This is a genomic window from Enterococcus sp. 3C7_DIV0644 (genome assembly GCF_002141235.1).
Taxonomy (GTDB): domain Bacteria; phylum Bacillota; class Bacilli; order Lactobacillales; family Enterococcaceae; genus Enterococcus_D; species Enterococcus_D entomosocium.
The window spans coordinates 2,715,905-2,738,850 of record NZ_NGLK01000001.1 but is presented as its reverse complement, the minus strand read 5'-3'; the positions used below and the strand labels follow the sequence as shown (position 1 = coordinate 2,738,850).

Here is a 22,946-nt window from a genome sequence, read left to right as displayed (position 1 = left end):
AATGTCACCTCAATTTTTTTTGGTTTCTTACTTATTATACATTATTTAAACGGGCTTTTCATCTTTCCCAAAAACCGCGGCCTTATTCTTAAGGAAAGCACAAAAAAAGAAAGGCACGGGGCCTTTCTTTTTTACTCTTCTAAAAGCTGGATACCGATCCCTAACAACCCAGGACCCGTGTGGACGACTAATGCGGGAGAAATTTGTCCAAATAAGATTTCTTTGACCTTAGGAAATTCGGCTTCTAATCGTGCTTTCATTTCTTTGGCTTCTTGCAGTGCATCACCTTGCGCCACAGCTAAACGCACATGGCGATGATCACCGATGAATTGCTTGATCAAGTCAACGGTTTTGTCCAAGCTTTTCTTCCGTCCACGAGATTTTGCGACCGTATAGTAGATCCCTTCTTCATTACAAGAGATAATTGGATTCAATTTCAAGGCATTGCCTAAGATGGATGCGACCAGACCGATGCGGCCGCCTTTTTGTAAATACTCTAAGGTAGCTACGTTGAAAAAGACTTTGTTTTTCGGCACTTCATTCGTTAATTGTGCCCGCAGTTCTTCCCAAGTCACGCCTTTTTCTAACAGTTCTGCTGCACGAATCGCTTGCAGCCCTGCACCGATTCCGATATTTTTCGTATCAAGCACGAAAACCTCAAGATCCGTCCGCTGTTCACCTAACAGGCGAACAACATTAAACGTTCCACTCAATCCGCTGGAGATGGTTACAGCAAAGACTTTTTCATACCCATCGGCTTTGATCCGATCAAAGATTTCCCCGATCGCCGCGCCATCAGGTAATGAAGTACTAGGAATCTCTTGCGGCAAACGTTCGTAAATTTCTTCGGCAGTAATATCAACTTTATCGGTATAGGTCCGATCCTTGTAAATAATTTGCAATGGCAGCATATACATGCCGTATTGCTCCATGATCTGTGCGGGAACATCGGTACCTGAATCAACTAATAGGGCAATTTTCTCTTTATTCATGGGCTTCTCCTTTATGTGTTTCTAAATAAATGACTTCTAATTCGATGGTTTTTTCTGCCAACAATTTATTAGCAAAGGAACGCGTTGCACCTTTCATGGCCACTAATTCAATCGGGATTGGTTCCGATGCCATTTGCTCGGGCTCTCCCATTGCTTCTTTGCCAACAAGATGAATTGCTTTTTCTTGTTCTTCACAAAATACATTATAGGCATTTCTGATTCCGACAGCTTTCCCTTGAAAAAGGATGCCTGTCTTTATTTCTGGAATTGTCAACACTTGCTTCAGCATCGTGATCGCGATCAAAAATGCGAGATGCTTTTGGTTGTAACGTTTTTTTTCTGGTGCGGGGATCATCCCTTTTTTGACATAATTATTGACCATAGAAGAGGTCAATAGCGGATGTTTTTCTGTTTGGATCACAGGTGATAAATATTGGTCAATCAAAGTGATTACCTGATCCATATACAGTTCCAGGGTTGGCAACTCTTCCCACCTAGGCAGATGGAATTCCAGCAGCGATTCACCCCATGTTTTCATGTCCGATTGTAATTTTTCCATGTCATCCTCCATTTTGACTAACAGAAGGTTAGATTATCACAAACTAATCATCTAGTTTCGATAACTAGATACATTTTATCACGGTTTTCTGAGTTTTTAAAGCAATCTGATCAATCTTTTAAGAATTTCCTATCATTTGAAATTGGGGAACGAATGGTGTTTTTTTAAGATAACCCCTGTTTTCCAACTGAAAAAAGCGCACATTTTTTTCAAAAGAATGATTGATTTTTAAACACCGGAGTGCTAAGATAATGAAGTACTTTTGGTACGGGCCGTTAGCTCAGTTGGTAGAGCAGCTGACTCTTAATCAGCGGGTCGCGGGTTCGAGCCCCTCACGGCCCATTGGGTGCCAAACCCACGGAACAGGTAAATGTTGGTGCGAAAGCATTTCGAAAACATTTATGCTGTTCCATTTTTTTGTTTATTATTATCACCTTGCGAATAAAGGGATTTTTTTTGATAAGAGGATTTCTTATTTGAAGAGGTCTGTGTAAAACTTCAAAAACTTTTGAGCGATGAAGAAGGCATCTCAATACGATTCTCTCCCTTACTCAAACGATGACTCATTTACCGATCACGAAACGAGTATTCTACAGATTTAAATCATTTGAGAACATGAGAATTAGAATCATTTTGATCAATCAACTAATCAAAGTAAGCTAACAAAAAATCTGAGCCAGAATGCTATTTATTCTGACCCAGATTTGATTTTGTACGACTCATCAGTCCTTATTGACAAAGAGTCGAAATAGTTTAGCATATTATATCCCACGTTCATAGTGTGACCAAACAGAGAGAATCGTGATCGTTTTACTCTCTTCTTCCACGCTGTATACCAACCTGTGTTTGATATTGAGACGTCTTGAACAGTAAGGTAATCCTGTTAATTTTTCGTAAGGCGGCGGTGTTTGAAAAGGATTTTCCTTAATGACTTTGATCAGTTCATCAAACTTACTAGTTAGATTGATACTCTTCAATTTAGACAAATCTTTGCGAGCATTCTTTTTGATCTTTACATTCTATCCCAATCAATTTCACCTAAGTCTTCACTTTCTTCATTCTCAAAGTGTTTGATCCGATCAAGTACACCCACATTTTGTAAGTTGAGCGTTTCTTGTAAGGAGTTCCAATCGCTCTTACTAATCATGATGACGCTTTCTTCCTCTTTTGTACTCGCAATTTCTACAGGTTGACTGTCAGCCACAACATGCTTAATGATTCCATAAAGGTTTTTTCTTGCATTCGTTGGTGTAATTACTTCCATGTTTTCTCCTCCTTCTATTTAAAAATCTTAAGCATATTATAACGTACGTAAATAAAGAGGAAGAATATATTTAATTTTTCTTACAAGTCTTCAAGTCTTGTAGTAATCGTTTTTTGAGCCTTAACTTGTGGTTTCGATTGCTCAAAGTGCTTACTGTTTGCCGTCCTATTTACCAAATGGGCGGTTTCTTGTATTGATTCTTGGTCTTTAACAGCTGTCATAGTCATTTTGTCTTCAGCGGATTGCTTTTTGATCCGTTTATTAATCGAAGAATGCAACAAGAAAAGAAATTGCCAATCACTGTTTTGCTTCTAGTATGACTGTCCTTTGTGTCCTGCACAGTAATAAGACTAAATGTATTGAAAAGGAGTAAAAACATTTTGATGCTACTTCATTTATTCTTTTGCTCAATCACTACTTCATCTTCATTTATCGGTTCTTCGAATCCTGAAAAAAACCGTTGAAGGATTTCTTCTGTAATAGGAAAAGCGGAATTTGCAGTCTGGACTTTATTTCTGATCGCTAATCGTTTTCGTAAAGTATCATAATCAGCTTTTAGATAGATTACTTTAATCGTCACATCATATGCTGCCAGTAGTTCTCTATAAGCGTCTCGGTGACTTTTAGCCCAAAAACTAGAATCGACAACTACGTTTTTTCCTTCTTGAACAGCCCTTACTGTAAGCTCTTTCAATTTAACTGAAGATAATGACGAAACTTTTGCATATTTTTCCGAAGGGTAATCAACACCATAAACGCCATAGTCTTCCCAAATTAATTCATCTATTGCTAATCTTACATAACCTTCTTGCTCTTTTTGTTTTGAGTAAGTGGTTTTGCCTGCACCACTAACGCCACACATCAAAAGTACCTCAACCATTATTCTCCTCCTACCTTTTCTGATCAATAAACAAAGAGAACGAAAAAACCTTATTTGTAATCAACGCTCGTGTTTTAGACCACTGTTCGCCACCCACATCTGATGATACAATGATAACATTGTTTTTATGAACAACAAGCAGATTGGGAAACAATCGCAAGAAAAATAGTAAGTAAAACCATATATTAGAGAATAGAAGCGTTAGCCACTTAAGCTAACGGATAAATCAAATTTTTGTCCATTTCCACTCTACTATAAAAAAATTATTTTCTACAAAAAATAGGAACGCAAGCCAAAATACGAAAGAAACATCATGGCTAAAACTTATGTATGTAATGGTATCTTTATTTCTATTATTCCAATTTTAAAATAAAATAGGCCACCACTCCAAACTATGATAGAAAAACAAGAATAGACTCTTGAATAGAACTTGAATGCAAAACTACCTCCAAAATCAACGCAAGAGTCTATCTGTATAGATAAAGATCTTTATGTGCAAGTTCTTTTGCACCAATAAAGATCCTTAGAATCAAACAAATCAGAATGCTTTCAAATCAAATGTGATAGTGTCATTGTTCTTTAAAATCAACGCTTGTGTCCCTTTATCGGTCATTTCGTCATTGACGGTATAGACCCAAAATAGATTGGCTTTTTGATCTTGGCTGATGCCGTTGATCGAGGTGATAAAGCCATCTTTTTCTTTGATCGCAAAGTTTTCTTTCATTACTTCCATCAGCGACTCATTTTCTCGGAACGTTACTTCTTTTGAGGTCACATCTTCTTGATTTTGGATGACGATCGTAGCTGTTCCTTGTTCTTGCTTCAAGGAACTTTGCTGCGTGCTTTCTGACGTTACACTTGCCTGTTGGCATCCTGTAGCGACGAGTAATGTGCTCACTAGCATAAATACGACAAATACTTTTTTCATCTATTTCTTCCTCGCCAATAGTCAAAATACAAATCTTTTTTATCCAATATGCGGATAAGACTTGCTCTATCAATCCTGTATCCTTTTAGAGCCCGCATTTTAATTGGATTTTACAGTTTGTGCAGGTACTACAGCCGCCGATTTCCTCAATGGTTCCTTCATGGCAGATGGGGCAGATTTCACCAGAGACGACGGGTTCATCTACTTGAACGACAGGCAGCGGTTCAACTTGTGCGGTCAGCTCATTTTCTACCGCTTCTAAGGTAAGTACTTGTGAATCTCGGCTGCCATCTACATAGACGGTTCCTCCTTTGGCTCCTCCTTCATAAAGATCTCGATAAACCTTGGCTACTTGGCTTACTGTATATCCTTTTGGTGCATTGACCGTTTTTGAAATGGAGCTATCCACCCAACGTTGAATGGTGCATTGCACACCGACATGTTCTTCGGGCGTCAACTCCATAGCGGAAATGAACCATGCCGGCAACTGCGCTTTGGTTCTTTCAGGATGATCCATCAGGTATTCGTCAACGATCTCCGCATTGATTTCAATAAACTTACCTAGTCGACCGCTTCTAAAATAAGAAAAGGAGTAGTAAGGTTCTAAACCGGTTGAAACTCCCGTCATCGTGCCTGTCGATCCTGTTGGTGCAACGGTCAAAAGATGAGAGTTACGAATGCCGAATCGCAGCACGCCTTCGTGGATGTGCGCTGGCATTTTTTTCATGTATCCTGTATCGACAAATTTCTTCCGCAACGCTTGCGTCTCTTGGTCATTTTTTCCAATCAGGAAGGGAAAGCTGCCTTTTTCTTTCGCCAATTCAATGGATGCCTCATAGGCAGTGACTGCCATTGCCTCGAAAATTTGATCAACGAATTGATTCCCTTCTGCCGATCCGTATTTTTTCCCACAGTAGATCAATAAATCTGCCAAGCCCATGATCCCTAATCCAACACGTCTTTCCCCTTTCGCCTGCTGCTCATTTTTGTCAAAAAAGTAAGGCGTTGCGTCAATAACATTGTCTTGGAAACGAACTGCTGTTTTCACGGTTTCTTTTAGTTTGGCAAAATCAACGGTGTCTTTCTGGCGATCCGCCATGTTTGCGAGATTGATGGCTGCCAAGTTACAGACGGCATAAGGGGTTAGGGGCTGTTCACCGCACGGATTGGTTGCCACGACTTTTTGTCCGTATGCTGTAGCATTCGTCATCTTGTTGGCATTATCGATAAAGAAAATACCAGGCTCAGCAGAATACGTTGCACAAAAAGTAATCAACTCCCATAACTCACGAGCTTTGATCCTTTGATAGGTTTTGACTTTATGACCAGCTGCTGCCCATTCTCGCACATCCCCGACTTCCGCCCATTTTGCATCATATTGCGCCATCTCTGCTTCTGAATAATTGTCAATATCTGGAAAGCGCAGCTCATACCACCCATCTGTCTTCACTGCTTCCATGAATTCTCCTGTCAAGCAGACTGAAATATTCGCACCAGTTAAGAAATCACTTTCTTTTACCGTATAGCTGCCACCTATTCGCAATTTTTCTTTTGCCTTTTGGATCATGTCATTATGTTCCTTATCTGACGATTCAGGCAGTTGCGCTAGATAAGTGAACATTCTTTCTTCCATTTTTGTCAAAGGATCAAATTGCAGTTTTTCATTGATCAGTTGTTTGATTGCTGTATTCGTGACTGTTTTTTTCAGATGAAGCAATACAGCAGGATTTTGAACTTTAGAAAGAATAAACGTAAAAATATCTGGATGCCAATCTGCCATCATAATCATCTGCGCTCCGCGACGACTACCTCCTTGTTCGACAAGGTTCGTCAAGTTCGCCAAATCATTCAACCAAGAAACTGCCCCAGAAGACCGACCGCTGACGCCGTGGACCACACTTGATTTTGGTCGCAAGGTCGACCCATTGGTTCCAACCCCACCACCACGACTCATGATTTCCATGACTTCTTGTCGATGGACAGCAATCCCTTTTCGGGAATCATGGATGAAAGGCATCACAAAGCAATTGAAGTAGGTAACTTGAGAATTTGTTCCTGCTCCATAAAGTACTCTGCCTGCGGGAATTAGGTTTTGCGCCACGATTTGTTGGTAAAACGTCTCAAGGAAGCGCTCCTGGTCATGGGACTCGTTGGCAGAAATCCCTTTGGCAACACGATGCGCCACTTGCTCAAAAAAGAGTTCTAACGGTTTTTCAATGGCACTTTTTCTTCTTTTCACAAGTCCACTGGCTTGTTCATCAGTATCTTCTAACGCTGAACGATAGGCCTCTTCCACTTCGATAGAGACTAGTTCCCCATCGATTGCTTTCACAATACCGATTCCTCGTGCAGGATATTTAGGATCAGCTTTCGTTGTCAAAATCACCAAATCATCCTTACCCAACGTTTGATGGGTTTGATCCTTGAATGAGTAACGATCCAACATAATCAAACGAGCGATTCCCTCAAATGTTTTGGTCATTTCCGGTGTGATCGCCGAAACTTCTTGGAACAACTTGATATCCTCGTTCAATTTCTCAATCGTTTGTTTTTTGTAGTCCATTTCTTTCCCTCTCCTTCTAAAAACACAACATATTGTGCTCCGTTTTTATTATCGTACTATATGATGTGTATTTCAATCTTGAATTATATTATTTTCCATGTATAATGAGAATGATTATCAATTAGAAAGTCGGCGATTTTCATGCTTCCTCCCCAATCCAAGGTATTCTCCGTTCAAAGAATTTCTCATTTAGCACTGCTCACCGCAGCGTGTATCGTTGGACGGTTGGTTTTTGTCTTTATCCCTAACGTTCAGCCTATGAGTGCCCTTTTATTTTTAGTGGCTTTTTCTTACTGCTTAACCGATGCGTTGATGATTGCCTTGCTAAGTTTGCTCGGAACAAATATCTATTTAGGCATGGGTCCCTGAACGATCAGTCAATTGGCTGCACTTACCGGCACCATCGTTCTTTTTCAACAGCTTGGAAAAATCCCGATCATCAAGAAAAATCGTATCCTGCAAGCTTTCTTTGCCTTTCTTTGCGGACTTCTTTATGGCTTGATCGTTTCGTTGATGGAGGTTTGGCTTTATCAGTTTCCTTCGTTTCTTGCCTATTACCTTCAAGGACTACTGTTCGATTTCTTTCATGCCAGTGGAAACTTCGTCTTTTATTTGCTTTTATGGCCAGTATTTGAGCGAATAACACCCAACTCCTATAAATTGAAGAAAAAAAACCAGTGATTTCGATGGAATGAAGAATCCGGCTAACTTTGTTTTCGTGTTTCTTTGAAAGAATGTTAGCGTAAAGTTATTGTTAGAAAAACAAAAAAGCTACGACTACTCTTCTGTTTCCTTTGCTTAAAAATCTATCCAAAAAGTACCAGCTAAAAGCCTTTCGAAAGGGTTTCTTTCATCTTTATGCGTCCATTCATTTAAATGAAACGTTCTCTATTTCATCCACGCCCTTGACCGAATGTAGTAGCATTTCTTTCAGATTATTAATGAATGATGATGTTTGCTTTTTCTATCATCAGAAATTTATTATTTTTTTTAAATAACAATTTAATTTTTCTTGACCAAAAGAATTCAGAGGTTTATCCTAACTATGGAAAATCAATGACTGGATAAAAAAGAGCAGCTGAAATTTTTTTATTCAATTTGACCTTTGACATTTGTGAAAAAGTGCATAAGAAACTTGATAGTGATCAAGCGCTTATGGAAAGAAATTTTTTTCTCACTAAATTTCAAAAAACGCTCTATTTTAACCAGTCAGAAAAATCATTTTAAGAAGGAGAAAGCGATGAATGAGAAACAATTACGCTGGTATAATATTGCGCTGATGGCGTTCGTCTCTGTTTGGGGACTGGGAAATGTTGTAAACAATTACGCTCAACAAGGATTGACTGTTGTTGTTTCGTGGCTATTAATTATGGCTCTTTATTTTGTACCCTATGCATTAAGTGTTGGTCAGTTAGGATCGACCTTCAAAGAGTCAAGTGGTGGGGTCTCCTCATGGATCAAAGAAACCTCAACAAAGCGGTTGGCTTTTTTTGCTGCTTGGACTTATTGGGTCGTGCACGTGCCCTATTTGGCACAAAAACCTCAAGGAATCTTAGTGTCCTTGAGTTGGTTATTTAAAGGAAATGGTACATTTGTATCGACGATGGGTTCCATGGAAGTCTCGTTGATTTGTTTAGCTATTTTTCTATTCTTTTTATGGATTGCCTCTAAAGGATTGACGACCTTAAAAATGATTGGGAACATCGCGGGAACAGCCATGTTCGTGATGTCGATTCTTTTTATTCTTTTAGCAGTCACCGCTCCAGCAATGACTGGTGCTGAAATTGCTACACCAAACATGTCATCTGTTTCAACCTATATCCCTAAATTTGACTTTACCTATTTAACCACGATCTCGATGCTGGTATTTGCGGTAGGCGGCTGTGAAAAAATCTCGCCTTACGTAAATAACACAAAAAATCCTGCAAAAGAATTTCCAAAAGGCATGATCTTTTTAGCCGGTATGGTGGCGTTATGTGCCTTGCTCGGCTCGATTGCTATGGGGATGCTTTTTGATGCCAACCATATTCCAGAAGATTTGATGGTCAACGGCGCTTATGAAGCCTTTCAACGACTTGGAAACTTCTACGGAATCGGCAACTTCTTTGTCATTCTTTATTCCATCGCCAATGCGTTGGCGCAAATCTCTGCTTTGGCCTTTTCAATTGATGCCCCATTGAAAATATTACTGTCTGATGCTGATTCAGAATTTGTACCAAATGGCTTAGCAAAACTAAACAAAAAAGGAACACCAGTAAATGGATATATTATGACTGGTATCCTGGTAAGCATTTTGATCATTATTCCAGCACTAGGAATCGGCAATATGACCGAACTGTACCGTTGGTTGCTGAACTTGAATTCAGTTGTCATGCCACTGCGTTACTTATGGGTCTTCTTAGCCTTTATGCTAGTCAACAAACACGCCAATCGCTTTACTTCCGATTATAAATTCGTGAAAAACACCAAAGTTGGCTTTGGGATTGGCTTATGGTGCTTCTTGTTCACGGCCTTTGCCTGCATTTTAGGGATGGTTCCTAAGCTTGATTATGCGGCAGATCCGCAAGCTTGGTTCTTCCAATTGGCCTTAAATATCATTACGCCGATCGCCTTTCTTTTGATTGGCTTGATCTTGCCAATCATTGCGAAACGTGTAAATAAAAAATAATCATTTGCTCAAAAAAAAGGTGTCCGACAACTATTTCGGTTGTCGGGCACCTCTTTCTTTGTAAATGAACTTCTCCGCCGCGTGCGGTATTTGATCCATCCTCTTGCCGAAGCGTTCATTCCTCTTTGTTGTACTCTTTGTTGTCCTTTTTGATTCCATACTTGATCCACTGCACCTTATAGCGGAAATCTTTGATCAGCTCTTTTGCGGTCCATTCATTCGAAATAAAATCTGTCAGACTATCCATCACGACCGCCATAATAAAGTAAAGGAAACTGACGGCTTCTTGCGTATCATGGATCGTGAAGCGATTTTCTTCCAACAGCTCCAACCATTGGCGAATCATGGGCGAATCGTCAGGGATCGCATCGCGCTTCGTCCAGGCATTGCTTTGGGTACATAAGTGGATCATTTTCCAATGATCATCTTCAGGTGACCATTGACTGCACCAAGCCAAGTATTCTTCGATCCCTTTGAAAAAATCATTTTTGTTGCGATTGATAAACGTAAAAATCGCAGAATGGATTTGGTTGGAATAGTTGGTGATCGCATAGTCATAGGCATCTTCTAAGTTTTGAAAGTACTTGTAAAACGCCCCTCTAGAAATGTGCGATTTTTCGACGATGGCAGAGACCTTGACTTGACTGATATGCTTGCTAAAAAATTCTTCTAAAAGCACGGCATCGATTTTTTCTTTTTTCTCTTGTTTTAAATGAAAAAATGTTGTACTTGGCAAGGGATTCTCCTCCATCATTCGCAATCTACTCCCTCTATTATAAACAAATCCCTCTACTTTTCCACTCAGACTTGTGCAGTTTCTCTTGATGGGGCGTTTTGTTCGATCAGATTGCCATCTTCCATTCGGAAAATGCGATCACTCCATTGGATCATTCGCTCGTCGTGGGTGACCATAACTGTCGCTTTCTTTTTCTCATGCGCTTCTTTCACTAATAACTTCACGACTTCATACGCATGATCGGTGTCTAAGCTGGCAGTTGGTTCATCCGCTAAAATCAAGCTTGGGTCATTAAACAAGGCCCTGCCGATCGCTACTCGTTGACGTTCCCCACCAGATAAATCGCGGGGAAACTTGTCTTGAAGATCGAGAATATCTAATGAAGCAAGCAATTCATCAATCCGTTCCTTTTCCTTGGCTTTTCCTGAAACTTTGTCGACCAAATAAAATTGTTCCTTTACTGTTAGAAAAGGGATCAAATTCGAGCTTTGCAAGATAAACCCAATCTCTTTAAAACGCAACTTCCCTCGTTGCTTTTCATTTAATTGGGAAAAGTTGACCTGGTTGATGATGATCTCTCCGGCTGTTGGACTTTGTAAGCCGCCAGCGATGGTCAAAAAGGTACTTTTTCCTGAACCAGAAGGACCGATGATACTGACAAACTCCCCTTCTTGAACGTGAAAATTCAGTCCTTTTAGTGCCGTTACTTCGGTATGCTGCTTGCCAAATTTTTTTATAATATCCTTCATTACTAAAATGTCTTTCATCTTTGTTACCCTCCTATTGCCGTTATTGGATCGACTTTTGTGACCGTCCGAATGGAGAATAAGCCGCCTAGAACTGCCACGAGAATCAAGATGCCGCTATAAAGCAGCCATTGCTTTAATTCAAAGAAAAATGGCATGGCATCTGGTAAAAACAAGCTGGTGCCGTATGCCGCCGCAAAGGCTAGGGCTACCCCGATCACTCCTACCATAAATGCTTGCGCAATAATTGATTTGGCAATGAAGCTGGTCCGAATCCCTTGGGCTTTCATCACACCAAAAATCGCTGTTTTTTGTAGGGTGATCACATACATGAAAATCCCCACGATTGCCGTTGCAACAACAAACAAGAAGTAGATCATGGCATTTAAGGTCAAGTTTTGGGCAGAAAATCCGGGAAGCTTTTCAATAAAGTCTTCCGTTGCCAACACTTTGAGCTGGGTTCCTTCCTGGTTATTGACTTTCGGATCACTTGATTTGGTCACAATGATATTGATTGGCTGCTCCTTGTCAGATGCAAATGGTTGATTAGCAAACTTCATTTTCGTCCAAGTATCGAGGGAAGTATAAATCACTGGTGACACCGTATAAGACGTTTCTGGGGTGATCCCAACGACTTTGAAGGTTTCATCTGAGCGTCCGATTTTCACTTGATCCCCGACCTTGATACCTTCTTCTGCTAAGTTTTCTGAAATCGTGATCTCATTTTCTTTTGAAAACAGCTTGCCCTCTAAGACTTCTGGTAACAAGAACGCATCGTCTTGTGTACCAAAAACAGTCACATTGACTTGTTCATCGTTGACCGTAATGACACTGCTGTATAAACCAATTGGGGCTTTTTGTGTCCCTTCTACACGGTCTAAATCCCCTCTCGTCAATTGCGAAGCCGCAAATGTGTCATTCGCATCTTCTGATAAAACGATCGCGGATGAATCCCAGTCGACGATGGCCTTTTTAAAATCCCAGTTAAGTCCGGTAGCTAAGCCAGACAATATAAAAACAACATAGGCGATCAAAAACATGATTCCTACGATCAACCCATATCTTAATTTTGAATAACGCATTTCTTTTATAGCCAGAAACATTGTTCTTTCCTCCTACTTTCCAAATATTGACAAAGTGTCACTTTTTGAAGAATACCACATAAGGTGACACTTTGTCACTTTTTACAACTCGGAAAGTTTGTAAGGTTGATCGATCATTCTTTTTCTGTCATTCACTGAGGATGTTTTTTCCTAAAGGAGTGTGAATAAAGAGAGTTGAATATTGGGCGTTTCGCGTAAAATACGCCATTTCCTTTTAACATTCTTTGCTAGATGAAAAAAAGCATGGCAGACCGTAAATAGTCGAACCATGCTTTGGCAAAAACGAACACGAGGATTTCATTATTGGTGTTCTAGAGATCAGCTGACTTTGCTTTGTCCAATTGTGGAAATTACTGCTCGTAACTGATGACACGAAGTATCAAATTGCCGTTTTTCCTCAGGTGTAAGCGTCAATTCAATAATTTCGCGGACGCCGTTTTGGTCCACGACTGCAGGAACCCCTGTGAATAAATCGTTGATGCCATATTCCCCATTAAGGTAGGAAGATACCGGCAGAATCGCTTGCTCATCATTTAAGATCGCTCGAACGATTCTTGCGACACTCATCCCTATCCCGTAAAAAGTTGCTTGTTTTCGATCGATGATTTCATAGGCAGCATTTTTTACTCGTTCAGAAAGAACCGCTAGATCGGCAACGGTCAAACGATCCTTTTGCTTGATCAATTCTACGATCGGTTTCCCACCGATCGTTGTATGGGACCAGACAGCGACTTCCGAGTCACCGTGTTCCCCAATGATGTACCCATGAATATTCCGTGGATCGATGGCTAATTTTGCCGCCACTTCTTTTCGAAGTCTTGTGGTATCGAGGGTCGTTCCCGTACCAACGACCCGATTGGCTGGCAACCCGGACACACGCCATGCTTGATAAGTTAAGACATCGACTGGGTTTGAAGCGATAACAAGCACGCCATCAAAGCCTGAATCCATCACTTGTTTTGTGACGCTTGCCATAATTTCGGCGTTCACATCAATCAATTCAAGCCGTGTTTGTCCTGGCTTTTGGTTGACCCCTGCGGTAATAACCACGATGCCAGCATCTTTACATTCCGAGTACTCTCCAGCCCAAACTTTGATGTTTTCTTGCCCCCATGACATACCGTCTAACAAATCGAGGGCTTCTCCTTCTGCTTTGTCCCGATTGACATCGATCAAGACCAATTCATTGATCAGTCCTTGATTGATCATGGAATACGCAATGCTCGTTCCAACGAAACCTGTTCCGACAACGACAACTTTTCTGCTTGTACTTTTCATGTGCGATCCCTTCCTTTTCTTTTCAAATACTTGTGCTATTGTTTTGCGTATATTACGTATTTTCTCAAAAAATGTATGATCTCTTGTGCTTCCTTAGTAACTATGACCGGCAATCAGCGCTTTGGCTTGCTGATACAAATGAATTGCATATTTTCCTAACACATAGCAGACGACAATCACGGCAAAGCTTGTTTCAATAATCGTTAAGGCTTGTAGAAACCCAAATATCAGTGGGTGATTCGCAAAAAACAGCGCTGATTTGAACATAGCAGTCGCTGAAATCACAAGAGGAAACGTAAATGCCGCATAGCTTGGGTAAAAGCCGACTGCCAGCATGTTTTTCATATAAGCGACGACACAAAAATAAATCGTTTGTGACAATAACAGCATAAAGGCGACAAACCAAGCAGGGCCTTGTTCAAATACGGAAAGGTAACCTGCTAAGCAAAGAGAACCTGGTGCTGTTAAAATCGTGATCAAAGGAACTGCCGCACGTTCCGTCAGCTTCTGATGGACGATTCGTTTTAAAATAATCGGCAAAAGCGCAAAATACAATACCAATGCGATCCAGACGATCACTTCCCCCAGCTCTTTAAAAAAGACAGCAGAAGTATTGGGAATGACGCCAATACCGACGAAGGTAATAAACCAGCTCGGATAAATGTATTCCAGCGAAAGGTCGACAGGCAAAATATGCACGACAACAAAATAGATCATTAAAGCAAAATGTAAGCCGATAGCCCCCCACCAGAGCAGATCATTCATCACTGCATCGGGAATGACCCGTTCAAAAACAGTGGAAATCACCATCAGCGCCATCGTAAAGGTCGGCGCCACAGAAGCAACGATTGGGTTTTGCAACTCTGACATCGTGTGCTTAAATGTAAAGCATACTTTCAGAAGGAAGAGCCCCATGATGAAAATACCAAGGGTGCAAAACGCATTTCCAACCGTCTCCATTCCTTCTGAATACAATAAATTCCCCAATGACACAGTGCCTAAAATCAAGCCACAAATCGGGATTGGCAATGAATGTAAAAAATGCTGGATCGATGTTTTCATCAACTCATCCTTTCTAAACGTATGAAAATTTCAACTAAATTTGCTTTCTTTTTTCTCTACACTTATACTATAATCACCTGATAACTATTTGTAAAATTATACTTTTAAATACTAATTATAAATATTATTAATAATAAAGGAGTCCCCAAAATGATTGAATTGCTCAAAACCTTCATTGTTGTTTATGAAACGAGAAACTTTAGTCTTGCCGCCAAACAACTCTATAAAACTCAACCAACGATTTCCTTGCAAATCCAACGCTTAGAGGCCGAACTTGGCTTCAAACTTTTTGAACGTAAAGGAAAACAATTGATTTTACCCACCAGCCAAGCGGAGTTTTTGTATCCTCGTGTGGTCGAGTCTCTCCGCTCATTGTCCACTATTTTTTCGCAAGCCAAAGACACCAAAAATTTTAAAACAGAGTGTGTGCTCGCTTGTTCGAATACGACCGCCGTCTACTTACTGCCCAGCATCATGGCGCAGCTGATTGAAGAATTTCCAACGTTTGCCTTTGAAATCAAAATCATGAATTCTCAAGAAGTAATCGATGCCGTCGAATCAAACAAAGCCCATATTGGGCTGATAGAAAAATCAATCGTTTCGCCATTGATCCAAAAAGAATTCGTTTATCGCGATGAATTGGTGTTAGCAGGCAACCTCGCTTCTGATTTTTGGGTCTTGCGGGAAAACGACTCGGGGATGTACTACATTAACGAAACCTATCTGTACGCACAGCACTTGCATCCGCAAATCATCAAAGCCAATAACAGCGAAGTGATTTTGTCCCTACTAAAACAAAACATCGGCAAATCGATCATCTCGAAACTTTCATTACCAGAAGAGTTGCCTTGGCAGGAACTTGATCCAGAGTACCGCTATCGTGATCTTTTTATCATTCAGAATCGTCAGCGTGCGACGCCGGAGACCGGAGAGATTTATGAGGAGATTAAACGGCTGTTGTTGGAAAGGAATAGAGCTGCTGGTACTGGTGAATCGAGAAGATAACAAAATATCCTTTATACTGATTCTTAAGAAAATTTCTCAGAATCAGTATAAAGGATTTCCATCAGACAACTTCGATTTTTTGCAAAAAAACAAAATACATTTATGCGACGTTAAATACTAAAGAATATCTCGTTTCCATACTTAAATCATACCCACATAGTTCTTTAAAATAGCTTTGATAGTCATTTTCAATGATACGGATAATTTCTTCGCTTGGTAGTTCTTCAAATTTAATCAATTCAACTAATAGGTTTAATTTTGCATCAATTCCCAAAATTCTTGGCAGCACACTCCAAAAATTTTCTTTTGAGATTTCATCAGTTAGTTGGTTTAAACGCCGCAACAAATCAATTAAATAGTCTTTCAAATCTTTTTCTTTTCTTGATGCATTCCTAAATTCTTTTTGATAATAGCTGCTATATTCTTCTTTCATTGTGAATAGCATGATTCATAAGGTCCTCTCTATGTGATTATTTCTTTCTAATGCGTTCCAAAAAATAGTGAACATTTTTTGGAAGCTAATAAAATACATGCCTCTCGATAAAGTAGTTTAATAGGTGAGATAATGTATGAATGATACTCTTGAAACCTCTTCTTTAAAAAAATTTCCAGATGTAATTTATGAAGAAGCGACAATAGCCAATAAAAATCTCCTTCATTATGGGAGTCACTCTTGATCAACAAAAAACGATCAAGATGTAAAAGTGATTTTAAACATGCTATTAACGTCGGATTCATTGAATCCCCCTTGAATCCGAACGAGTTGGAAAGAGAAGATCCCCCAAAGAATACTGATAACCGCCAGTCTACTATTAAACATTTTACTTTTATTTTACATCACTGCCGATACCACTAAGCATTCATTTTGAGCAACTGACGTTCTTCTTTTAATACTTGTAAGACTTTTGATGTTAAGGTTCTATCGAGCATTTTCTCTTCCTGCTTTACTACCTTCATTTCCTTATTGACTCTTTTAGTTACACCTTTCCATAATAAGATTCATTCATCTTTTACTTGCCTCTTTTATTATTACTTATTTCGGTGTGATATATTGAACCAACGAGGAACGAGCTAGATCATTGCCAATCACTCGGTAAGAAATCGTTGTACCACCATAAACGTTTGCTTCGGAAATTAAAATACCATTCGGTCCAACCGCTTCTACAAATGCGACATGACCATACCTGGGATCCGACCCCGCTGTCCCGTGGCTGAAAGAAATCAAGGTTCCGGCTTTGGGGGTTCGACTAACTTGATAACCTAATCTAAGACCAGTAGTTCCCCAATCTCCCCCATTTCCCATGTAATCATCTACACGACCACCTAATTGTGCGACTCGATTAAAGGCATACCAAGTACACTGACCTACAGGATAAGAACCAGAAGTATTATAATCTTTCCCATTATAAGCTGGGAAAGTCATTAACTCCCGATATTCATTTGGAACTTCTTCCAATCCTTTAATGAAGACACCACTTTGTTGTGATTGATCCTCATCGTATTGGGTCAACTCGTAAACAGCAATCAAAGAATTCAATTTCTGATTATAGCTAGTGTCTGTTGCATAGGTTCCGGTTAAAGCATCAGTTGCACGCAAATAGTTTTTTGCTTCTGAGCGCCAGACTGATTTATAAAAAAATGAATCGTGGGAAACGCCTCCGCGAATCAATGCAATATAATCTGTTAACGATTCATCGTAACTTGGATAAACACGAAAAGCATCTTGAATTTCAATCATTTCGCCATTTCCTAAATCCTCTTTGGTAGTCATCACTACTGCACCTTCTCGATAACTTCCTTTAATACCGAAAAGGTTATAATAGGGTGCCTTTGATAAAAGACTACTACCGTTGCCACTTTCTAAAATAGCTTGCGCAATCAAGACTGAAGCAAAGACGTCATACTCTTGCCCTAGTTTCCGAGCTTTTTCACTAATTTGTTTGATAAATTCATGTGTAGCAGTATTAAATTGGAAATCAAGTTGTGCTGGATAATTTTTCACCAACTCTTTACCTACTTCAGTTAACTCTGGTGATTGCGCACGTTTAATCAATAATGAAATGTTTTCTTCATCCCATTCTTCTTGATCGACCTGTTGATAGGACAGCTTCTCAAGATAAACCACTGAAGTCGCTGATTGATTTAAATCAACGTCTTCATTCACTTCATCTTCTTGAGATTCTTGTTCCAATGTTTCTGACATTTCTTGTGTACCAATTGTCCCATAATAATCGTTTCCTAGCCAAATTCCCAATAATTGATTCCCTTCCGCAGTTTCCTTATAGAGAATATCACCAGGCTGTAATGAATTATAGGTTGATTCTTTCATATCAAGATTTTCTAGATTTGTCGCCAGTACTTCGTTATAAAGTTCTTTCAGCCAAGTATCGACTTCTTTACTCTCTATGTCATCTGCGCCAACCTGTCGAATTGTTTGATACACCAACGCAGCTTGCCAGGAGTGGTCAAAGCTAGCTAATAACGGTAATGTGAAACTCCCTAACGTTGATTCAGCCACTTCACTACTTCTAAATGCATCTGGAAGTTGATTCTCTGCACTATTGAGTAAACCTTCAAAAATTGTATCAATTTCTTGATCTGTAGCAGGTGGTCGAGTCACCGGAGCACTCGGTGGAAATGGATTAGCTCCTGAATCAGAACTTTGATCCTCTTGATTTGTTGAGGAAGTTGGTGGATCGGGCTGCACTGGTGCCTCAGAAGAAGGTGGTACTGTTTGTTCAGCTTCTGGTACTTCAGACGGAATCGTTTCTTCTATTGGGATATCTGGTTGCTGCGATTCTTCAGGTTTGTCTGACTCTTGTTCTTCAGTGTTTTCTTCCCCCAACTCTTCATCTTCCCAATGAGACTCTTCTGGAAAGTCGGTACTTTCATCGGAAGATTCACTTGACTCTTCTATTATTGGAACATAACCACTAGACAATTCGGTTTTGGAGCTGGTACTCATTGCTATATTCGATGTTACATTAGACGCTTGTCGCATACTCGAAACTAACTCTATGTTGGGTTCTTGCAAATCAACATTCGACTGCTTCCTTTCCTTTGAGAAGGTGGATTGGCTTGCGTCTTCTGATTTATCAGAAAGATGATCAGTTAAATTGCTTGCCAACAAAGTTGGTGTGGTAAAACTTTGTGCTGCTAATACACCTAGGCTGATTAGTGTGATACCTATCTTCTTATTTTTCATCTTAATACCTCCTCGCGCTTCATTCTCTCTTTCATTGTTTCTTGCTTTCCTATTTCTATTCAAATAAACGCTTTTTTTAAAAATGTTAGATTATTACACAAAAATTTATCTATATTAAATATTCTTTGTTCTTAGTATTTTGCAACAGTTGACCATACATGACCGATATCCGATAAAAATGGTATGATTATCTTGTTTCTGTTGACTGTTGCAAGAATGCTCTTTCACAAAAATTATTTGTATTCTTCAAAGTCATTAAATTGTAATTTATTATGTGCTAGCTGTTTTACTTTAAATTGCAAATCTTCAAAAAGATTTGTCACTTCGTCTTTTGTTTCATCTACGTCGAATAGAATCTCTTTTGCTCTCTCATGAATAGAACTAACACGTACTTCTGCTAATCGAATCATTTTATTGGCTTCTAACTGTGCTTCTTCGACAGTTCTTTTAGCTTTTCGTTTTGCGAATGCTAATACTTCACCAATTTCCTCTTCGAACTCTTCTTTCTCTTTTTGCAACTTCTCTTTTTCTTTTGTTAATTTACTCAACTCTTTTTTTAATTCTTGAACTTCTTGAATTTCTTCAAGTTCTGTCTCTAGTTCCTGAAGGTCCTGGATTGCTTTTGGAATATCTTTTTTTGTAATAACTAATTCTGCTATTTCTTTCTCAGAAAGCTTATCTTTCAAAGTATCAATCTCATGTTGTTTTTCTTCTAATTTTTCTTCATAGCTTTCTTCAACTTTGTTGATGGTTGCCTTTAACTGCTCTTTCTCGACCTGCCATTCATCATATCTTTTTTGTGTATCAGCAATAACATTGGTTAATTGGCTTTTTAGTTGTTCAATTCGATAATCTTCCGTATTTTCTTTTTCTAATTCTTCACTATTTAAATGATTAGGGCCGTATTGCTCTAATGATTGTGTTAATTCAATTACTTTTTGTGTTGCTTTATTTAGTTCGTGTGTAAGATATTGGTTATCCTTCTTACTAGTTTCGAATTTATTTTTTAACTCCTGATACGCTTCTTTTATTTCTGAATTTTTATTTTGATTTTCAATCTCTTCTAATTTTGTTCTTAACTCTAGGTTTTGTGTATTCAATTCACTTTCAACCATATTTTTTTGACTAACCATTTCTTCTAACTTAGTTGAAAGTTCATTTTTTTCATTTATTGCTTTTTGAAGTTCCTTTTCAGTCGTTTCCTTGACTTCAATAGCCAATCGTAATTGTTCCTTCAAATTACTTCCGTCTTTAGTCTCTTTGTTCTTTGATTCCAAGTCATTTTCAATTTTTTCTTTTTGGCTTGTAATCTCTTTTACTTTAGTTGAAAGTTCGTTTCTCTCTTTTAATGATTTTTGTAATTCCTTTTCAGTCGTTTCGTTTACTTCAAGAGCTAGTCGTAATTGTTCCTTTAAATTATTTCGATCTTCGGTAATCTTTTTTAAATTATTCTCCTGCTGCTTCTGGATTTCTTTTATTGCGCTAAGATCATTATTTATTCTTTGATGGTTTTTCTTACTCATCTCTAGTTCTTGAAGCAAATTGTTCTTCTCAGCTACTAATGTATTGACCTTTTTTTCAAGTTGTTCAGTTCGCTCTTGTTTCTTATTGTTATTCTCCTGAGAGTGCTCTTTGACTAATTTATCGCTTTCTAACTCAGACTCAGTGTCATATAGATCAATAGACTCAACATTTACTTCTTGAATTTCATCTAATAATTTTTTGTAAAAACTTTTTTCTTTCTTAGCCATTCGTTATTACTTCTCCTTTTTGCTCTACTTTTTCTTTGACTTCAGTCTTATTTTCATTTTCTTGCTCCACACTATCATCGCCCTTTTCAAGCAATTCTAGTTCACCAGAATCTGTCCTTAAAAATACTTCATCAGAAATCATAGTTTCTGTATCGCTATCAAAAATTTGAATGTTTGCCTGATTTAAAAAACTTATGTCTTGAACTTCGCTTAAATAAACTTCGATATTTTCCTGTATCTTTGGTAGATCTTGTTGATTATTTACTTCAATATAGATTGACAAAATTAAGTATTGTAAAGGTACATTATTAGTGATGATTGACACAGTACGACCAAAATAGGGCGTAAGATCCCTGCCTATTTTTTCTTCATAAACAAAACGCTCTTCTGGCGTTATCTGTGCAAGGAGATCTTTCCAATCAATCTCAGAAAGACCAATACCCTCTTCCGGATAGCTATAGATTGATAGTTCCAAAAATTTTTCTTGTGCTTTTGATAATTCATCTACTTGTTTTTCTAGTTTCGTTAATTCTCCCGAAACATTTTCTACATACTTCTTCTCTTTCATTTGTAATGTTCCTAATGTAATTAGGCTAAGGAGCATTGTGGCAGTCACACCTAAAATAATCCAGATATTTACACTTTGCTGTATTTGCTTAAAAACTATTAATTTTTTTTTTAGCAGCAAATCATTTCCAATTGCTAATTCTGTTTTCTTTAATTGTCGCTCTTTAAAAATCCTCCATGAGATGAGTATTAATAAGGCTATGCTCACGAGAAGCACAGATAAATAGATATACAATTTTTTCACCCTATCTTAATTGAGTTTTTTGGTACACCGTCTGTTCCATTGGAAAAGTAAGTATTAATTTAATTTTTAAGTAGATTCAAAAAAATCATTATGATATTCCACTGTCTCTATCAATTCTCCTTGAATTACTAGTCTTCTTGTTCCTCTGGCATCATCACATGTCACAAGAGTAATCATCTTCCGATCGGGGATATCTTCAATTAAATACGTACTTTCTGGGTTTACGATTTCTTTAAAAGAAACACTGTAGATATAAACTTGTTCCAAGTCTGTTATGTAAATCAAATCATTGATTTCCACACGCTCTAAAGGCCTAAATAATAAGCTTTTACTTTCACTTCTATGACTTGCAAGACTATAGTTTCCCTCTCCCATAACTTGGTCTTGTTTCATAGTTCCTGCTCCAAAACTTAACGTAAAATCTGTTACTCCAAAAAAAATAGGTAAGTCAATACCTACGCTTGGAATCAAAATTGCGCCCATCGTCCTATCCTTAGCTACTGTTTCGTTATTTTCATCTAGCTGTAATCTGACAATCGAAGACAAACTTGTCAATGAGATTGACTCAAAATCAAAACTGTTTTCTTCAATGGGATCATTTTCTAATTCTGTTAATTTTTCATGATTCTCCTTCACTTGTTCCTTTGTCATATTTTCGATGGAAAACTGTTTTACATTCATATTAATGATTTGATTTTTTAGAGGAACACTAAAAATAGCTATTGCCCCTAAAATTATTAAAAATACTATGAGTATATTGGATATATACTTCTTCAGCGTGTCTTTAGCCATATACATTGACCTCTAAACTATTAATCCTTAAAATTGTTGATAGAACACGAAGAGTGTGTTCTATCAACAATCCAATTTTTATTTCTTTCTATTTTTATTTCTTTTTCTTTTTCTTTCTATTCCACAATCCAAATCCAGCACCTACAGATGCTAAACCACCAACAACTGAGGCTGCAATCGAGGAAGAACCTGTTTGTGGTAATTTGCTACCCGGTTTCTTATTGCCAGAGCCTGAATCGGAATCAGCATCCGCATCTGAATCGGAATCGGAATCGGCGTCCGCATCTGAATCTGCGTCGGCGTCGGCATCGGAATCTGAATCGGCATCTGAATCCGCATCAGCATCGGCGTCCGCATCGGAATCTGAATCAGCATCTGAATCAGCATCTGAATCGGAATCGGAATCAGCATCCGCATCGGCATCTGAATCCGCATCAGCATCAGCATCTGAATCGGAATCGGAGTCGGCATCCGCATCAGCATCGGCGTCCGCATCCGCATCGGAATCGGCGTCCGCATCGGAATCGGAATCGGAATCGGAATCAGCATCGGCGTCGGAATCTGAATCGGAGTCTGAATCTGCATCCGCATCGGAATCAGCAT

The 22,946-nt window shown here is 38.8% G+C and carries 20 protein-coding genes, 1 tRNA gene and 1 pseudogene; 4 read left to right on the top strand and 18 right to left on the bottom strand.

From position 1 onward, the window contains the following. Nucleotides 1-131: 131 nt before the first annotated feature. On the bottom strand, nucleotides 132-992 hold the full coding sequence (locus A5877_RS12845; protein WP_005225280.1) for a DegV family protein: 861 nt from the start codon (nucleotides 990-992) through the stop codon (nucleotides 132-134). Further along, nucleotides 985-1,551 carry a DUF1836 domain-containing protein gene (locus A5877_RS12840; RefSeq protein ID WP_034872437.1) on the bottom strand — a complete coding sequence of 189 codons (567 nt, stop codon included), beginning with the start codon at nucleotides 1,549-1,551 and terminating at the stop codon, nucleotides 985-987. The genes A5877_RS12845 and A5877_RS12840 overlap by 8 nt, the downstream gene beginning before the upstream one ends. 269 nt (nucleotides 1,552-1,820) lie before the next feature. On the opposite strand from A5877_RS12840, the gene A5877_RS12835 reads away from it, so the two are divergent. Continuing rightward, nucleotides 1,821-1,893 (top strand) — tRNA-Lys (locus A5877_RS12835). Between the two features lie 419 nt (nucleotides 1,894-2,312). Here the strand turns inward: A5877_RS12835 and A5877_RS12830 are convergent. From A5877_RS12830 to A5877_RS12805, 5 genes are all read right to left on the bottom strand, one after another. Then, nucleotides 2,313-2,528: a Txe/YoeB family addiction module toxin gene (locus A5877_RS12830; protein WP_236919532.1), complete on the bottom strand. Its 216-nt coding sequence runs from the start codon at nucleotides 2,526-2,528 to the stop codon at nucleotides 2,313-2,315. Nucleotides 2,529-2,563: 35 nt separating this feature from the next. Further along, nucleotides 2,564-2,815 (bottom strand): type II toxin-antitoxin system Phd/YefM family antitoxin, encoded by a 252-nt coding sequence (locus A5877_RS12825; RefSeq protein WP_005237397.1) that lies wholly within the window; start codon nucleotides 2,813-2,815, stop codon nucleotides 2,564-2,566. A 391-nt stretch (nucleotides 2,816-3,206) separates the two neighbouring features. Then, nucleotides 3,207-3,695 carry an ATP-binding protein gene (locus A5877_RS12815; protein ID WP_005237399.1) on the bottom strand — a complete coding sequence of 163 codons (489 nt, stop codon included), beginning with the start codon at nucleotides 3,693-3,695 and terminating at the stop codon, nucleotides 3,207-3,209. A 538-nt stretch (nucleotides 3,696-4,233) separates the two neighbouring features. After that, entirely contained in the window at nucleotides 4,234-4,623 is a 390-nt protein-coding gene (locus A5877_RS12810; protein WP_016613764.1) for a DUF4430 domain-containing protein, read from the bottom strand. A gap of 85 nt (nucleotides 4,624-4,708) precedes the next feature. Beyond that, entirely contained in the window at nucleotides 4,709-7,186 is a 2,478-nt protein-coding gene (locus tag A5877_RS12805) for a vitamin B12-dependent ribonucleotide reductase (RefSeq protein ID WP_086316944.1), read from the bottom strand. A 141-nt stretch (nucleotides 7,187-7,327) separates the two neighbouring features. Here A5877_RS12805 and A5877_RS12800 point away from each other — a divergent pair. Next, a pseudogene (locus A5877_RS12800) lies at nucleotides 7,328-7,867 on the top strand (hypothetical protein). 559 nt (nucleotides 7,868-8,426) lie between these two features. Continuing rightward, nucleotides 8,427-9,854, top strand: a complete 1,428-nt coding sequence (locus tag A5877_RS12795) for an APC family permease (RefSeq protein WP_005225272.1) — start codon at nucleotides 8,427-8,429, stop codon at nucleotides 9,852-9,854. A 115-nt stretch (nucleotides 9,855-9,969) separates the two neighbouring features. Here A5877_RS12795 and A5877_RS12790 read toward each other — a convergent pair whose 3' ends face one another. The 5 genes from A5877_RS12790 to A5877_RS12770 all read right to left on the bottom strand — a co-directional run bounded on the left by A5877_RS12790 (nucleotide 9,970) and on the right by A5877_RS12770 (nucleotide 14,779). Then, nucleotides 9,970-10,608 carry a TetR family transcriptional regulator gene (locus A5877_RS12790; RefSeq protein WP_016613761.1) on the bottom strand — a complete coding sequence of 213 codons (639 nt, stop codon included), beginning with the start codon at nucleotides 10,606-10,608 and terminating at the stop codon, nucleotides 9,970-9,972. A gap of 47 nt (nucleotides 10,609-10,655) precedes the next feature. Next, nucleotides 10,656-11,357, bottom strand: coding sequence for an ABC transporter ATP-binding protein (locus A5877_RS12785; protein WP_008377215.1), 702 nt, complete (start codon nucleotides 11,355-11,357; stop codon nucleotides 10,656-10,658). Between the two features lie 5 nt (nucleotides 11,358-11,362). After that, nucleotides 11,363-12,439 carry an ABC transporter permease gene (locus A5877_RS12780; protein ID WP_016613760.1) on the bottom strand — a complete coding sequence of 359 codons (1,077 nt, stop codon included), beginning with the start codon at nucleotides 12,437-12,439 and terminating at the stop codon, nucleotides 11,363-11,365. Between the two features lie 318 nt (nucleotides 12,440-12,757). Next, nucleotides 12,758-13,717, bottom strand: coding sequence for an L-lactate dehydrogenase (locus tag A5877_RS12775; RefSeq protein WP_008377211.1), 960 nt, complete (start codon nucleotides 13,715-13,717; stop codon nucleotides 12,758-12,760). A gap of 93 nt (nucleotides 13,718-13,810) precedes the next feature. Then, on the bottom strand, nucleotides 13,811-14,779 hold the full coding sequence (locus A5877_RS12770) for a TDT family transporter (protein WP_086316943.1): 969 nt from the start codon (nucleotides 14,777-14,779) through the stop codon (nucleotides 13,811-13,813). 150 nt (nucleotides 14,780-14,929) lie between these two features. Between A5877_RS12770 and A5877_RS12765 the strand changes: the two genes are divergently transcribed. Further along, a complete protein-coding gene (locus tag A5877_RS12765; RefSeq protein ID WP_008377207.1) occupies nucleotides 14,930-15,784 on the top strand; it encodes a LysR family transcriptional regulator in 855 nt (284 codons plus the stop codon). Between the two features lie 100 nt (nucleotides 15,785-15,884). On the opposite strand, the gene A5877_RS12760 is transcribed toward A5877_RS12765, so the two are convergent. The 6 genes from A5877_RS12760 to A5877_RS12735 all read right to left on the bottom strand — a co-directional run. Next, complete coding sequence (locus tag A5877_RS12760; protein WP_005237412.1) at nucleotides 15,885-16,229, bottom strand: hypothetical protein; 345 nt, start codon at nucleotides 16,227-16,229, stop codon at nucleotides 15,885-15,887. A gap of 588 nt (nucleotides 16,230-16,817) precedes the next feature. After that, on the bottom strand, nucleotides 16,818-18,989 hold the full coding sequence (locus A5877_RS12755; RefSeq protein WP_233499090.1) for a glucosaminidase domain-containing protein: 2,172 nt from the start codon (nucleotides 18,987-18,989) through the stop codon (nucleotides 16,818-16,820). A gap of 233 nt (nucleotides 18,990-19,222) precedes the next feature. Further along, a complete protein-coding gene (locus tag A5877_RS12750; RefSeq protein WP_008377200.1) occupies nucleotides 19,223-20,740 on the bottom strand; it encodes a hypothetical protein in 1,518 nt (505 codons plus the stop codon). Then, entirely contained in the window at nucleotides 20,733-21,551 is an 819-nt protein-coding gene (locus A5877_RS12745) for a hypothetical protein (RefSeq protein WP_016621803.1), read from the bottom strand. Before A5877_RS12745 ends, A5877_RS12750 begins: the two co-directional genes overlap by 8 nt. A 66-nt stretch (nucleotides 21,552-21,617) precedes the next feature. After that, a complete protein-coding gene (locus A5877_RS12740; protein ID WP_233499089.1) occupies nucleotides 21,618-22,343 on the bottom strand; it encodes a class A sortase in 726 nt (241 codons plus the stop codon). Nucleotides 22,344-22,437: 94 nt separating this feature from the next. Further along, nucleotides 22,438-22,946, bottom strand: a 509-nt coding sequence (locus A5877_RS12735; protein ID WP_139843944.1) for an LPXTG cell wall anchor domain-containing protein, incomplete at its 5' end; no start/stop codon positions are given.